At 47.9% G+C, this 14,324-nt stretch carries 12 protein-coding genes; 4 read left to right on the top strand and 8 right to left on the bottom strand.

What is annotated here, in order from left to right:
• Nucleotides 1-6: 6 nt before the first annotated feature.
• The 6 genes from BQ7400_RS09190 to gap are packed head-to-tail and all read right to left on the bottom strand — an operon-like array spanning nucleotide 7 to nucleotide 6,220.
• A complete protein-coding gene (locus tag BQ7400_RS09190) occupies nucleotides 7-423 on the bottom strand; it encodes a SixA phosphatase family protein (protein ID WP_072470266.1) in 417 nt (138 codons plus the stop codon).
• On the bottom strand, nucleotides 420-1,700 hold the full coding sequence (gene eno, locus BQ7400_RS09185) for a phosphopyruvate hydratase (RefSeq protein ID WP_034437768.1): 1,281 nt from the start codon (nucleotides 1,698-1,700) through the stop codon (nucleotides 420-422). Before eno ends, BQ7400_RS09190 begins: the two co-directional genes overlap by 4 nt.
• Nucleotides 1,697-3,199: a 2,3-bisphosphoglycerate-independent phosphoglycerate mutase gene (gpmI, locus tag BQ7400_RS09180; protein WP_342741521.1), complete on the bottom strand. Its 1,503-nt coding sequence runs from the start codon at nucleotides 3,197-3,199 to the stop codon at nucleotides 1,697-1,699. The genes eno and gpmI overlap by 4 nt, the downstream gene beginning before the upstream one ends.
• Nucleotides 3,200-3,206: 7 nt before the next feature.
• Complete coding sequence (gene tpiA, locus BQ7400_RS09175) at nucleotides 3,207-3,968, bottom strand: triose-phosphate isomerase (RefSeq protein ID WP_072470264.1); 762 nt, start codon at nucleotides 3,966-3,968, stop codon at nucleotides 3,207-3,209.
• A complete protein-coding gene (locus BQ7400_RS09170; protein WP_072470263.1) occupies nucleotides 3,961-5,151 on the bottom strand; it encodes a phosphoglycerate kinase in 1,191 nt (396 codons plus the stop codon). The genes tpiA and BQ7400_RS09170 overlap by 8 nt, the downstream gene beginning before the upstream one ends.
• A 10-nt stretch (nucleotides 5,152-5,161) precedes the next feature.
• Entirely contained in the window at nucleotides 5,162-6,220 is a 1,059-nt protein-coding gene (gene gap, locus BQ7400_RS09165) for a type I glyceraldehyde-3-phosphate dehydrogenase (protein WP_034437764.1), read from the bottom strand.
• A 249-nt stretch (nucleotides 6,221-6,469) separates the two neighbouring features.
• Between gap and BQ7400_RS09160 the strand changes: the two genes are divergently transcribed.
• From BQ7400_RS09160 to BQ7400_RS09150, 3 genes are read left to right on the top strand one after another with little or no spacing between them, the layout of a single operon-like run.
• Entirely contained in the window at nucleotides 6,470-7,189 is a 720-nt protein-coding gene (locus BQ7400_RS09160; protein WP_034437763.1) for a hydrolase, read from the top strand.
• 12 nt (nucleotides 7,190-7,201) lie between these two features.
• Nucleotides 7,202-8,302, top strand: a complete 1,101-nt coding sequence (locus tag BQ7400_RS09155; protein ID WP_072470262.1) for an AI-2E family transporter — start codon at nucleotides 7,202-7,204, stop codon at nucleotides 8,300-8,302.
• 54 nt (nucleotides 8,303-8,356) lie between these two features.
• Complete coding sequence (locus BQ7400_RS09150; RefSeq protein ID WP_072470261.1) at nucleotides 8,357-9,379, top strand: polysaccharide deacetylase family protein; 1,023 nt, start codon at nucleotides 8,357-8,359, stop codon at nucleotides 9,377-9,379.
• Nucleotides 9,380-9,426: 47 nt separating this feature from the next.
• On the opposite strand, the gene BQ7400_RS09145 is transcribed toward BQ7400_RS09150, so the two are convergent.
• Nucleotides 9,427-10,032, bottom strand: coding sequence for a hypothetical protein (locus BQ7400_RS09145; protein WP_072470260.1), 606 nt, complete (start codon nucleotides 10,030-10,032; stop codon nucleotides 9,427-9,429).
• A 216-nt stretch (nucleotides 10,033-10,248) separates the two neighbouring features.
• On the opposite strand from BQ7400_RS09145, the gene BQ7400_RS09140 reads away from it, so the two are divergent.
• Nucleotides 10,249-12,768, top strand: a complete 2,520-nt coding sequence (locus BQ7400_RS09140) for a DNA-directed RNA polymerase subunit alpha C-terminal domain-containing protein (RefSeq protein ID WP_072470259.1) — start codon at nucleotides 10,249-10,251, stop codon at nucleotides 12,766-12,768.
• Nucleotides 12,769-12,823: 55 nt separating this feature from the next.
• On the opposite strand, the gene BQ7400_RS09135 is transcribed toward BQ7400_RS09140, so the two are convergent.
• A complete protein-coding gene (locus BQ7400_RS09135; RefSeq protein WP_072470258.1) occupies nucleotides 12,824-14,146 on the bottom strand; it encodes a sodium-dependent transporter in 1,323 nt (440 codons plus the stop codon).
• Nucleotides 14,147-14,324 lie beyond the last annotated feature (178 nt).

Below are 14,324 nucleotides of genomic sequence, written 5' to 3'. Positions count from 1 at the left end.
TCTCTCCTACTGGTCTATCTCTATTTTATGGATGCTCCCCATGGGGACCCTTTCATTTCTCTTGGCCAGGTCCCAAATCATTTGTGAAATATAGGGCTCATGGCTAATGACGCAGACAATTTTCTCCCGGACTTCGTCTAGGCACTCTTGTAAGTAGAAGGCCTGGGTTACCTCCTGAAACGTCTTGACTTCCACCGGCAGCCCAAGGACTTCATGGAGGACCTTGGCTGTTTGCCGGGTCCGATAATAGGGGGAGGTGAAAATTCGGCATTCCTCTCCTTGGATTTCTTCCCTTAAGGATTCAAAACTTTCCCTTAGCTCTTCCAAGCCCTCTTGGGAAACATAACGACCCTTGTCCCCCAGGGGCCGGCCCTTTTCATCAAAGTCCACCGTCTTACCATGACGGATGAGGTATAAAATCACCGAACCAACCGTTCTTTTCCAACATAGTGGCCCAGGCCGGCAAGTTCGTGCTCAATTCTTAAGAGCTCATTGTACTTGGCCAGGCGGTCACTACGGCAGGGTGCTCCCGTTTTGATTTGTCCGCAACCAACGGCTACAGCCAAGTCTGCAATGGTGGCATCTTCTGTTTCCCCACTCCGGTGGCTGATGACGGCAGTCATGCCATGGCGGTGGGCCAGGTCAATAGCTGCCATGGTTTCTGTCAAGGTACCGATTTGGTTTAACTTAACCAGGATGGAATTAGCCACATGGTTGTCAATCCCCTTTTGGAGGCGTTTGGTGTTGGTAACAAAGAGGTCATCTCCCACCAATTGGACTTTTTCTCCCAAGGCCTTGGTAAGGACTGCCCAGCCTTCCCAGTCGTCTTCGTTTAAGCCATCTTCAATGGAGACAATGGGATATTTTTCAATTAATTCCCCATACCAGTCCACCATTTCTTGGGCTGTTTTTTCCTTGCCTTCTCCTTCTAACTTGTAGGTCTTGCTAGCAGGGTCATAGAGTTCAGAAGCAGCCACGTCTAGGGCCAGGTAGATATCTTCTCCCGGCTTGTAGCCTGCCTTTTCAATTCCCTTGACAATATATTCCAGGGCTTGTTCATTACTTTCAATATTTGGAGCAAAACCGCCTTCATCTCCAACAGCTGTAGATAGGCCGGCGTCTTTTAAAACGCTCTTGAGAGCATGGTAGACTTCCGCTCCCATTTGCAGGGCTTGGGCAAAAGTTTCTGCCTTTAGGGGCATAATCATAAACTCTTGGATGTCCACATTATTGTCTGCATGTTGACCCCCATTTAAGATGTTCATCATGGGTGCTGGTAGGACGCGAGCACAGGGCCCACCCAGGTATTGGTAGAGGGGCAGTCCCAACTCATCGGCCGCTGCCTTGGCTGCTGCCAGGGAAACTCCCAGGATGGCATTGGCACCAAACTTGGACTTGTTTTCTGTCCCATCAAGTTCAATTAAGGCTTGGTCAATCCCCAATTGGTCTGTTGCATCAATGCCGTACAATTCATCGGCCAAGATGGTGTTAATCCCTTCAACGGTTTTTTCCACTCCCTTGCCATTGTATCTTGACCCGCCATCTCTTAATTCAACGGCTTCGTGACTTCCTGTAGATGCTCCTGAAGGAACAATGGCCCGACCCAGACCTCCTAGTTCAGTGATAACTTCGACTTCCACTGTTGGATTTCCCCTGGAATCTAACACTTCCAAGGCATCAATTGATACAATTCGACTCATATTTCCTCCATTCTTAGGCTGGTCCCGGTCATTTCCTCAGGTTTTTCCAGTCCCATGATATCTAAAATTGTCGGCGCCAAGTCGCATAGGGCGCCATCTTTTAATCTTCCATTGACTTTATAGCCCACCAGGGGAACTGGGTTGGTGGTGTGGGAGGTCATGGCTTGACCCTTTTCATCCACCATCACTTCACAATTTCCATGGTCCGCCGTAATCAAGGCCTGACCATCCACTTGGTCCAGGGCCCTTAAAATTCTTCCCAGACAAGTGTCCACAGTTTCCACTGCCTTGACAGCTGCAGAAACCACCCCTGTATGGCCCACCATATCGGGGTTGGCAAAGTTCAACAAGATAAAATCATACTTGCCGCTTAAAATGGCCTCCACCAACTTGTCCGTTACCTCCACCGCACTCATTTCTGGTTTTAAATCGTAGGTCGCCACCTTGGGAGAGGGAACCAAGATCCGATCTTCATTGGGATTTGGCTCTTCCACCCCACCATTGAAAAAGAAGGTGACATGGGCGTATTTTTCCGTTTCCGCAATCCGCAACTGCCTTTTCCCACAATGGGCCAGGTAGGCTCCCAGGGTGTTGGCAATTTTTTCATCCCGGTAGATGACGTGAACTCCTTGGATTTCCTTGTCATAATTGGTCATGGTGGCAAAATAGCCCCGGTAGTGGATGGGGCGGTCAAAGGCAGAAAAGTCCGGATCCACAAAGGCCCGGGTCAACTGTCTGGCCCGGTCCGGCCGGAAGTTGAAAAAGACGATGCTGTCTTCCGGGTCCATGCCGGAATAGTCCTGGGCCACCATGGCTTGGACAAATTCATCTGTTTCTCCCTCTTGGTACTTTTCTTCCAAACTTTTTATAAAGTCGCCGGTTTTTTGACCCTGCCCCAGGCAAATAGCCCGGTAGGCCTTTTCAACCCGGTCATAGCGTTGGTCCCGGTCCATGGCAAAATACCGGCCTGTTACAGAGGCCAACTTGCCCAGGCCCAATTTTTCCATCTCTTCTTGTAAACTTTTTAAGTCTTCCAAGCCGTCATGGGGAGACACATCCCGCCCATCTAAAAAGGCATGGACATAGACCCGGTCCAGACCCATGTCCTTGCAAAGTTTCAAGATGGCAAAAAGGTGCCTTTGGTGGGAGTGGACCCCGCCCTTGGACAGGAGTCCCATTAAATGAAGGCTCTTGCCCTTGTCCAGGGCTTCTTGAATGGCCTGTCTCAAAACAGGCTTCTGGTAAAAGTCCCCTTGACCAATGTCCCGGTCAATCTTGGTGAGACTTTGGTAGATCACCCGACCGGCGCCAATATTCATATGGCCCACTTCCGAGTTGCCCATTTGCCCCTGGGGCAGGCCTACATATTGGCTGGAAGCCTGAATTTTACTTTGGGGCCACCGAGCCATTAAGGCATCTAAGTTTGGCGTTTTCGCCAGGCTAGCAGCATTTCCCGGCCCCGGCCCAGCTAGGCCGAAGCCATCTAAAATAATTAACATAACTGGACTAGGCATTTTGCACTCCCTCAATTAAGGCGTAAAAATCCTTGGCCTTTAAAGAAGCTCCCCCCACCAGGGCCCCGTCAATATTTTCCTTTTCCATAAAACTGACAATATTGTCCGGTTTGACAGAACCCCCATAGAGGATGCGGATTTTCTCTGCTAGGTCAGACCCGTATCCTTTTTCAATCCATTGGCGGATGGTCAGGCACATGTCTTCTGCATCTTCAGGACTCGCTGCCTGGCCGGACCCTATGGCCCAAAGGGGTTCATAGGCAATCACCAGGTCTTGAAGGTCCTCCTGGTCCAGGCCTACCAGGGCCCGGTGGACTTGTCCTTCAATGCGTTTTTTGGCTTCTCCTGCCTGTCTTTTTTCTAGGCTTTCCCCCACACAGAGGATGGGTTTAATTCCAGTTTTAACAGCCTTCCTCAACTTCTTTTCAATTTGGCTGTTGTTTTCCAAGTAAAGGGTCCTTCTTTCCGAATGACCAATAATGCAATAGGAAACCCCCAGGTCCTTTAACATGTCCCAGGAAATTTCCCCGGTAAAGGCCCCCTGGTCTTCACTAGACATGTTTTGGGCTCCCACTTGGTAGCCAGTGCCCTTTAACTTGTCTGCCAAAAGGGGGATGCAGAGGAAGTTTGGAAGCAAAATGGATTCCACAGACTCCGGAGCCTTACCCAGGCTCAAGAGTTCTTCCACCATGGCCTCAGCTTGGTGGTAGGTTAGGTTCATCTTCCAATTGCCAGCAAGAATGGGTTTACGCATGGCGGCTCCTTTCAACGGCATCAATCCCCGGTAGGGTCTTGCCCTCTAAAAGTTCCAGGCTGGCACCTCCCCCGGTGGAAATATGGTCGATTTCCCCGGCCAGGCCCAATTGTTCTATGGCTGCAGCAGAATCTCCGCCTCCAACAATACTAAAGGCGGGACTTTCAGCCAAGGCCTTGGCAATGGCCTCTGTTCCCTTTTCAAAGGGTTCCACTTCAAAGGCCCCTGCCGGTCCGTTCCATACCACGGTCTTGGCCGTCATTAAAAGTTTCTTAATCCGTTCAACTGTTTGGGGTCCAATGTCAAAACCTGCCAATTCAGGATCAATGTCTTCTATGGCTACCGGTTTGGAGGGGGTATTGGCCTTTAATTCCTTGGCCACAACTACATCCATGGGAAGGATGAAGTCAATGTCCCTGTCGGCAATTTTTTCCATAATGTCTCGAGCCAGGTCCAACTTGTCGTCTTCCACCAAGGACTTGCCCACTTCCAGGCCCATGGCTTTTAAAAAGGTAAAGGCCATGGCTCCAACAATAATAAGACCGTCAACCTTGTCCACCAACTCTTGCAGGATGCCAATCTTATCACTGACCTTGGCTCCACCCAGAATGGCCACATAGGGTCTTTCTGGTTCTGTCAAAACAGGTTGGAAGGCCTTGAGTTCTTCTTCAACCAGCCGTCCCAGGTAGGAGGGCAGGCGGTTGGCCAGGCCCACATTGGAGGCATGGGCCCTGTGGCTGGTGCCAAAGGCGTCGTTGACATAGAGGTCTCCCAGGCTGGCCAGTTGGTCTGCAAAGGCATCGTCATTGGCTTCTTCCCCCTTGATAAAGCGGGTATTTTCTAAAAGGGCCACTTCCCCTTCCTTTAATTCCTTGACCCACTTTTTCACATCTTCCGAAACCACTTGGTCATCCTTTAAAAATTGTACGGGACTATCTAAAAATTCAGCTAATTTTTTAGCCACTGGAGCCAGGGACATGGCCTCTTGGGCTTGGCCCTTGGGTCGGCCAAGATGGCTTAAAAGGACAATCTTTGCCCCCTGGTCTCTTAGGTATTGGATGGTTTCCAAGGACCGTTCAATCCGTGTGGTGTCTGTAATGGCCCCATCCTTCATGGGCACATTAAAGTCCACCCGCACCAAGACGGTTTTTCCTTTAAAATTTCCTTGATCTAGTGTCTTCATAGACCCCCCTTTATAGCTTCTTGGCTACCATTTCTGTCAAGTCAATGACTCTTTGTGAATAGCCCCATTCATTGTCATACCAGCTGACCAATTTTACCAGGCGGTCCTTAACTAAGGTTAATTCCGCATCAAAAATGGAAGAGCAGGGATCCTTAATAATATCTGAGGAGACAATGGGTTCTTCTGTATAGGCAATGATGCCCTTGTAGGCATTTTCAGAGGCATCCTTAATGGCCTTGTTGATTTCTTCCACACTGGCTTCTTTAGAAAGTTCGAAGGTCACATCCACAATAGATCCTGTTGGAACGGGAACTCTTAAGGCAAAGCCTGTCAGTTTGCCTTCGACTTCCGGAATGACCTTGCCAACAGCCTTGGCAGCGCCTGTTGTGGTGGGAATGATATTTTCCGCTCCGGCCCGGGCCCTGCGCATGTCTTTTTTGTGGCGGTTGTCTTGGATGTTTTGGTCGTTGGTGTAGGCATGAACTGTAGTCATCAGGCCTCTTTCAATACCGAATTCATCTAGGATAACCTTGGTAATGGGAGCCAGACAGTTGGTAGTACAGGAAGCATTGGAAATAATGTCGTGTTTTGCCGGGTCGTATTTTTCATGGTTGACGCCCATGACAATGGTGATGTCTTCCCCCTTAACCGGTGCGGTAAAGACGACCTTTTTGGCCCCAGCTGCCAGGTGTTTTTCGCCACCCTCCCGGGTGTTAAAGGCCCCGGTGGAATCAATAACAAGGTCTACCTTTAAGTCCTTCCAGGGAAGGTCTTGGGGGTTGTCCCGGTCTGTAACACGAATTTTCTTTCCGTCAATGACCAGACCATCTTCCCAAATGTCCACTTCCTTTTCAAACCTACGGTAAACCGTATCATATTTTAGCAAGTGAGCCATTTTTTTCAGGTCGTCTGCATCGTGGTGGCCCCCGTCTGTTGCCGGTTGCTTGGTGTTTTTACCCCTCCAGTTGATGCAAACTAGGTCAAAGTCCACATGGTCTCTTTCAAAGATTCCCCGGACAACATCCCGTCCGATTCGTCCAAATCCATTTATTGCTACACGAATTGTCATTGCTTCCTCCTTTTTTGCTTAAAACGCATGCTAAAAAATCGAATATTTTCCTCTTTTCATACTACCATATGATGGACTTTTGTCAAGGTTTTATGGGCTTTTTGCCCCCTGGCTCCCCCTGGAAAAATTTAAAATCCCCCCTTCCTTTTTCCCGTCTTTTCTTCTTTTTCATTCTGTTCACTTTCTATTCCTACTGTGAATTTTTTCCGGCCCTATGTTAGAATAGGTATATGAAAGGAAGGTTATCTTATGTCCGAAAATTCATTTACTACAAAATCCAATAAATTTATCCCTGAAGTCAAGGGTCGCTTAAAGGAAAAAATCGTCACCGTTCCGGAAACCATCTACCGGGCCAGTGGCATTAAGGTTTTAGGAACCCGCTTTAAGTCCTTGATCTTTTCCACAGATGTGGCCATTCTTGAAAACCACAATGCCCAGGCCGTCATGGCAGTCTACCCCTTTACTCCCCAACTCTCCATTATTGATGCCATTTTAAATGTCAGCCAGGTTCCCGTCTTTGTGGGAGTGGGAGGAGGCGTCACTTCCGGTCAAAGAACCGTCAGCATTGCCCTCCATGCCGAACTCCACGGGGCCCATGGGGTGGTAGTCAATGCCCCCATTAGTAACGAAACCATCCGGGACCTCTATGACATCCTGGACATCCCTATTGTGGCTACTGTTGTCAGTAGCTATGATGATATTGCCGGCAAGGTAGAAAGCGGCGCCCGGATTTTAAATGTTTCTGGAGGAAAAAACACTGCCAAGCTAGTGAAAAAAATCCGCGGCATTGTAGGACCTGAATTCCCCATTATTGCCACTGGGGGAGATGATGAAGACCAAATTTTAACCACCATCCAGGCCGGGGCCAACGCCATTACCTACACCCCCCCTACAACAGCTGTCCTCTTTGGCGAAATTATGACAAAATACCGCCAAGAAAAGAAGGAAGAATTCTCTGAAGAAGATTAAGAAAGGGAGATTATGAAAGAATCCACGAATCAAGTCACAAAAGTTTTATTGAATATCAGCCTAGTTTTGGTGATTATCCTCCTTCTAGGCTTAACCAAGGACTTCCTAAAGCCCCTTTATAGCGTCATCCTCTATATTTTAGGGCCCATTATCCTGTCGGTGTATATCTACTATGCCCTAAGGCCCTTAAAATTGTTCTTAAACCGCTACATCCGCAACGAAACCCTTTGTGCGGTTATTAGTTTTCTTGTCTTCTTGCTTTTAATTGTCCTTTTATTTAGCCTCCTGTCCAATGTCATTATCAGCCAGGTCCGCCAGCTCATGAACTACAACCTCAACCTGGACCAATTTTTAAAGGCCAACAACGAAGTGGTGACCTGGTTGCAAGACCATTTAAATATTGAAAAACACCTCCAAGACCTGGAGGCCAAGTTGCAAGAAGTTGCCGGCAACCTACCCGGCTACCTGGGCGGGGCCTTTTCCAGCGTATCCAGCTTTGCCACCCAATGCGTCATGGGACTTTTATGTATCTTCTACCTCTTGAAGGACGAGGCCCTCTTATCCCAATTGGTGGAAAAAGCCTTCCGGGGTCCCTACCAAAAACGCTTAAACCACATGGGGATCCAAATCCACGAAACCTTAAAGACCTACATCTCCAGCCAGCTCCTAGTGGCTTGCGTCCTGGGCACCATGACCTTTATCGGCTTTTTAATTATCGGCCTTCCCTATAGTGTTTTAATGGCCATCATTGCCCTCTTTACCAACTTCATCCCCTTTATCGGCCCCATTATCGGCTGTGTCCCTGCCGTTTTGGTGGCCATGTCTGTGGACTTTTCCATGGTGGTTAAGGCCATCCTGGTTACTGTTGTGGTCCAACAATTGGAATCCAACCTCATTACCCCCAACATTATGGGCAACAAGATGGACATCCACCCCTTTGTCGTTATAGTGGTGGTTTTAATTTCCATGAACCTCTTTGGAGTCCTGGGGGCCCTTATTGCCACCCCCCTCTACATGGCCATTAAAATTATCGTTGAGACCATCTTGGCCATCCGGGATGACCAAAAGAAACTTTGTCGGATTTCTGATAAAGACTTTTATCAAAAGAATTGACTTTTCTTTTCAGGAGACTATGTTGTATAATAATTATCAGAAAGTAGGGATTTGATGAACGAAGAACAATTAAGACGCCGTCGTCACCTCCGTAGAGAGCGGCAAAGAAGGCGACGCCGTCGATTATTTTATATCCTCTGTATTCTTTTTATTGTCATTATTTTTACAATTTTAAGGGGACTCCTGGTCCACCTGAGCCGGACCAGCAACCAGGCCCAGGCCAATGTGGCCCTGTGGTATATCCAACAAATGGACCGGGAAAAGGCTGGAAATCCGGACAGGTCCAATGTTTCCTACCACTCTATTGCCGAACTTTCCAACATTGCCCGGGACAAGCTCACGACCTTTGGCTGTGACCTGGTGAAAAATTCCAACCACATTAAGTCCGCTGACAAGTATGCCTATTCTGCCAAGAAGATTCGTGAAATTACCGAGGGCAAGCTGGCCTACAAGGGCAAAAAAATTGCCTTTTTAACCTTTGACGACGGCCCCAACAACACCATTACACCCCAAGTTCTGGACACCCTAAAGGACCGTCATGTTCCGGCCACCTTCTTCTTGGTGGGACGAAACCTGGGGAAAAAACACGAAGACATGCTCCGCCGGATCCTTCGAGAAGGCCACGGCGTTGCCATCCACAGCCTAACCCACGACTATACCCGTCTCTATCCAGGTCGGGTTGGCGACACCAACCGGATTCGCTATGAGGCTGAAGAAACTCAAAAACTTTTAAAGGACTACCTGGGACCTGATTTCCACGCCGGCGTTTGGCGCTATCCCGGTGGCCACCAATCTTGGAAGGGTCTGGAAGGCGGAGACGAGGCCTTGGCCAAACTCGGTATCCAATGGATTGACTGGAACTGCCTGGTAGGAGATGCCCAACCCAAGTCTGACCGCCCCACCACCGTGGAAGGCCAGGTAAGGTATATGGACAAGTCTCTAAAACTCAACAAGCACACCCGGATTGCTGTAGTTTTGGCCCACGATGCCGAAAACAAACAATTGACAGCCGATTCTGTAAGTAAGCTTATTGACTACTTTAAGGAAAATGGCTATGAATTTGGAATCTTAAAATAAAAAAAGAACCTAACTCTAGGACTGAATCCCAGGGCTAGGTTCTTTGTTTATGGGCGAAAACTTTTTAGGACCATACTGCCTGTCTTTTCATAGTTTTCCAGGTGGTTTTTTAAGATGTCTTGGTGGATCCTCTTGCGTTCATAAGTAAAGCCCTTGCTTTCAAAGGACAGGTCGTAAAATTCTCCCGCCAACTTGGTGACCTTGAGCTTTTGGACCTTGGAACTCGAGGGTAGGTCCAGGCTTTCTCCTTCCCTTAATAGGGCCAGGTCTCCAAAACGAATGGGGGCTTGGGGCTTGTCCGTCAGGTCTTCTTGGACCGGGGCCTCTTCTTGGGGACCTTCTTCTGGCGCCTTATCCTGGTCCTCTTGGTCTGGTTTAGGATCCAAGAGACCCTCTTCCTTGGGACTCTCGCAATCCTGGTCTTCTTTTTTCTTCTCTAACAGGTCCAGGTCTTCTACCAGGTCTGCCACTTCTTCTTCAGGATCTGGTTCCTCTTCTTCCTCTGTCAGGCTGGATAAAAGAACCCCTTCTTCTTCCAGCGCCTTCCGTCTTTTTTCCTCCTGCTTCTTGTCCTCTTCTTGCCTTTCCCGGCGTCTTTCCTCCAGGTCTGCTTCCTTGTTCTTATGCGGAAATAAGAAATCAAAAAAACCCATAATATCCTCCCTTTAAACTTATTTTTAGGATATATACCCCCAGGGGGAAAAAACTATCAAAGTTTATGGTCTTTCTTGCTGGAAGGGCTAAATCTTGCTTTTTTCCAGAGGATATCTTATAATATTTTCTAGATATTTTTCTAAGGTGAATTGTTAAACTATAGGCAAGCCCCCTAGGGTAACTTGCAGAAGCTTTTTTGTTAGGAAGGAATTTGTATGGCTTCTATTAACCAAAATCTTTCTATTCGCTCCTTACACTTGTCCACAAGGTCTGTGAATGCCTTAAAAAATTACGGGGTCCACAGGGTCAAGGACCTCTTGACCATGCCCATGTTTGACCTGTTAAAGGTGCCAAATTTAGGGGCCGGTTCCATTGCCGAAGTCTCTGGGGCCATCCAGGCCTTAAAAACATCCTTGCGGGAGGAAGGAGACGATTATTTCTTTTTAGATGGCCAGGGTTATCTACATACTGACTTTATTCTTTCCGACCTGGCCCTGTCCAACCGCTGTCTTCGGGGCTTGAACTCCATCGGCATCTACTCCCTAAAGGACCTGGTTAATTCCAGCCTAATGGACCTTAAGGGGATCCCCCACTTTGGCAAAACGTCTTTAAGGGAACTGGAAGACCTCCTGAAAAAGTTCAAAATCATCCACTTTAACCAAAAGGGTCCCTTGACAGCAGAGGGCTTTGCCAGTCAATTTATTCTTCACTTAAACCGGGCCCTGGAAAAATCCTCCCAGGCCCTCTACCGAGACCTCTTGGTCCTTTCCGGTAAATTTCTAAATGATGGCTCCGGCCCCCTGACCTATCTTGACATTTTAAACCAGCCCAAGTTTTTACAAGAAGTCTATGGCCTGACCTCCTTTAAAATCGCCCTGGAAAGCCATGTCCTGGTCCAACTGAGACAAAACCGCTGTGGCCTAACTTTTAACCAGCTGGAAGACCTGTGTCCCTCCCTGGATGGCTTTGGAGCTTTTCTTCAAGACCTCCTGGTCTTCCTGGTCCAGGAAAAAAAGATCCTCTTTCACCGGGGTCTCTACTACCCCACCTTCCCCTCCATCTTGTCTTGCCTAGACATCTTTTTCCAAGAAAGGGACCGTCAGCTCTACCAGCTCCGCATCCAAGGATTCACCCTGGAAGAGATTGGCAAGGAATTTAAACTCTCCCGGGAAAGGGTCCGACAAATCATCAAGGAGATGAATGACTTTTTAACCCGGGAACAGATTATCTGCCAGGAGGACTCCTACCGCTACTTTATCCAAAACTATGACCTGTCTGCCCAGCAGTTTGAAAAAATCTTCCAGGACCCCCTGGCCTATGGCTATATCCAAACCCGTTTTAACTATCCCAAGGGTCAGGGCCGCCCCCTAAAGGAACTTTTTTTAGACCCCAAGCTTCCGGACTATGCCCTGGATAACTTAAAGTCCCTCTTAAATTCTAGCTATATCCAGGTGGAAGATGACATGGTGAAAAAGTCAAAATTTGTCATCCACCGCTACCTCTTAACCAGGTATGCCCTGGACCAAATTAGTTTTTTGGACTATTTTTCCATCTACAAGCAATTTATGACCCAACATAAACTGGAGGGCCACCCCTCCTTATTTGTCCTGCCCCATAATTTAATGACCAAGCTATCAGCCTCCAAGGAAATTCTCTGGAGCTTTGGGCGAAAACTCCGCTACTACCCCTTTTACAGCTATGATTTTTCCAAGCTCTTAAAGGGTCTGGCCCTGGACCGCTACAAGGATGTGGAATATTCCACCAGGTACTTTTTCACCCGCCACCCCCAATTAATGGAGGCCTATGACCTGAGAGATGAATACGAGCTCCACAACCTCTTGCGAAAAATTTGTCCCCCGGAAGACTACCCCCAAATTCAATTTTTACGCATGCCCAATATCCGCCTTGGCAGGGGCCACCGCAAGGCCCAAATGTTGGAGCTTTTAGACCTCCACTCCCCCATTTCCAGCCATGACCTAGCCCGGCTCTATGAGGAAAAATATGGGGTCAACCGCCAGTCAGTTATTGCCACCTACATGAAGTGCCTGGAACCCTACTACTACAAGGGAGTTTATGACAAGGAAAAAAAGATCCTGCCGCCGGAGATTCTGAAGGACTTCCAAGGGCAAGTCACAGAAGACTTTTACTTCCTCCAAGACCTCCGGGACCAATTTCAAGAGGCCTACCCCCACTTGGACCCCGGCTATATCAATTCTAGGTCCATCCGCCAGTTGGGCTACAAGGTCTATCAAGACTACTGTATCTCCACAAAATACCGCTATGCCCAAGATTTTTTCCGGTCCATCCTGTCCAAGGAGGCCATGTATAGCGAAGACAGATTTAGCCGAAAATTTTGGTCCCTGGCCAATGTCATCAGCAATTTTTACTGGCTCAAGAAAAATTTTTCCATCTTCCACTATGACAGCACCACCATTGTCAACCTGGACTACCTCAAGAGCCTTGGTGTCTCCAGACAGTCCCTGGTGTCCTTCCTAGAAGCAGCAGACCCCCTCTTGATGAACAACCGGACCTTTACCATTGACGACTTAAAAAATCACCTAGGAGACGAAGAACTTTGCCAGAAAAACCTGCCAGACTCCTTTTTGGCCTACCTCCTTGAAGACCACCTAGACGGCATCTGCCTGGACCGTTTTTACAGCCAGGGCCTCATTTACCGGAGTAGCCGCCATCTCAGCCCGGAAGAATTTAAAAACTGCCGACCCCTTTGGCCTTAAAGTAAAAAAAGACATAAAAGTTCCCCTCTTGTTTGAAAGCAAGAGGGGAATTTTTTTAAAAGGCAATTTTAAAAACCAGGGCAATTAAACATAAGAGGATGGACAAGGGAACATAAATGTATTTACCTAGGGCGTACCAGGTCTTCCCATAGGGCTTCTTTCCTCCTATGCCCGTATTGATTTCGTCCAACAATTCATCCTTCTTAAGGATCCAGAACCAGCTAATGGCTCCCAGGGTTGCCCCCAGTGGGATGATGTAGATGGAGATCAAGTCCATCCAAGGCCCCCAGTGGACAATGTCCTCCATAAAAACCCCGGGGATAAAGGACACCAGACCAATCATCAACAAGACCAGCTTTCTGGACAGCTTGGGATGGCGGTGGAGGATGGATTCGCAAACTACCTCATACATATTTTGTAGGGAGGAAATTCCTCCAAATAAGACCGCTACAAAAAGGACAATGGCAAAAATTTGTCCCCCTTGGATTTCTTGCAAAATCTTGGGCAGGATAACAAAGAGCAGGTCCGGTCCACCAACTTGGTCTTGGTGGAAGGCAAAAAGGGCTGGAATCATAACCAGGGCAGCCACAAAGGCAGCAATGGTGTCAAAAATCGCTGTTTGCTTGGCTCCGGAAACAATGTCTTCTTCCTTGGACAGGTAGGCCCCACAGACAATCATCCCACTTCCTGTAATGGACAGGGAGAAAAAGGCTTGTCCCATGGCATTGACAATGGTGGTGGGGTCTGTCAACTCAGCCGGGTTGGGTGTAAAGATAAACTTATAGCCGGCCAAGGCATTGGGAAGCAAGGCCACTCGGATGGCTAAAAATACAAAGAGGACAAAGAACAAGGGCATCATGACCTTGTTGGCCTTTTCAATAGAATGGGCTCCGGTGATACAGGTTAGTAGGGTAATCAAGATGACAATAAAGTGGTAGGGTAGAACCTTAAAGCCCTCCAGGGCAAAAGATTGGAACCAGGCCAGGGTGTCTACCGTCATCAGGGTTCCCGTAAAAGAATCCACCAGGGATTTTAAAATGTAGGAAATAATTACTGCGTAGCCAATGGATATACAAATGGACCCTAAAAGAGGCAAGTAGCCGATGAATTTTCCCAGTCCATGTAATTTGTTTGACCGAAAGGCATATTCATAAGCACCCAGGGTTCCTGTTTCCGCCCGTCGGCCAATGGCGTATTCTGCCGATAAACCAACATAAGAAAATAGGGCAATAAACAAGAGATAATAGATTAAAAAACTTCCTCCGCCATTGCTGGATACCTTGTATGGAAAGCCCCATACATTGGCCATGCCCACAGCCGATCCAACAGAGGTTAATAAAAAGCCCCACTTGGACCTGAACTTCTTTTGTGTTTTCATGTGCATCTCCCTCCTTTAGAATTTTTTATGGCCTTGACCCCGCCGGGTTTGAAAGCCTCGTCTAGGTCCTGCCATTTTAGATACATGCTTCATATTGTAGCACAGTTTTTTACCGGGGTAAAGAGAAAGAGCCCTGGATTCCTATTTTCTTCACTTTTCTGCTATTAAAAGATTTTTT

This window comes from Urinicoccus massiliensis (genome assembly GCF_900120405.1).
Classification (GTDB): domain Bacteria; phylum Bacillota; class Clostridia; order Tissierellales; family Peptoniphilaceae; genus Urinicoccus; species Urinicoccus massiliensis.
The sequence above is the reverse complement of the archived record's forward strand: the minus strand, read 5'-3'. Positions and strand labels throughout refer to the sequence as shown.

Bases quoted from the DNA above. Each gene is read 5' to 3' on its own strand.
- eno (WP_034437768.1), bottom strand. From the start codon at position 1,700: ATGAGTCGAATTGTATCAATTGATGCCTTGGAAGTGTTAGATTCCAGG.
- gpmI (WP_342741521.1), bottom strand. From the start codon at position 3,199: ATGTTAATTATTTTAGATGGCTTCGGCCTAGCTGGGCCGGGGCCGGGA.
- tpiA (WP_072470264.1), bottom strand. From the start codon at position 3,968: ATGCGTAAACCCATTCTTGCTGGCAATTGGAAGATGAACCTAACCTAC.
- BQ7400_RS09170 (WP_072470263.1), bottom strand. From the start codon at position 5,151: ATGAAGACACTAGATCAAGGAAATTTTAAAGGAAAAACCGTCTTGGTG.
- gap (WP_034437764.1), bottom strand. From the start codon at position 6,220: ATGACAATTCGTGTAGCAATAAATGGATTTGGACGAATCGGACGGGAT.
- BQ7400_RS09160 (WP_034437763.1), top strand. From the start codon at position 6,470: ATGTCCGAAAATTCATTTACTACAAAATCCAATAAATTTATCCCTGAA.
- BQ7400_RS09155 (WP_072470262.1), top strand. From the start codon at position 7,202: ATGAAAGAATCCACGAATCAAGTCACAAAAGTTTTATTGAATATCAGC.
- BQ7400_RS09150 (WP_072470261.1), top strand. From the start codon at position 8,357: ATGAACGAAGAACAATTAAGACGCCGTCGTCACCTCCGTAGAGAGCGG.
- BQ7400_RS09145 (WP_072470260.1), bottom strand. From the start codon at position 10,032: ATGGGTTTTTTTGATTTCTTATTTCCGCATAAGAACAAGGAAGCAGAC.
- BQ7400_RS09140 (WP_072470259.1), top strand. From the start codon at position 10,249: ATGGCTTCTATTAACCAAAATCTTTCTATTCGCTCCTTACACTTGTCC.
- BQ7400_RS09135 (WP_072470258.1), bottom strand. From the start codon at position 14,146: ATGAAAACACAAAAGAAGTTCAGGTCCAAGTGGGGCTTTTTATTAACC.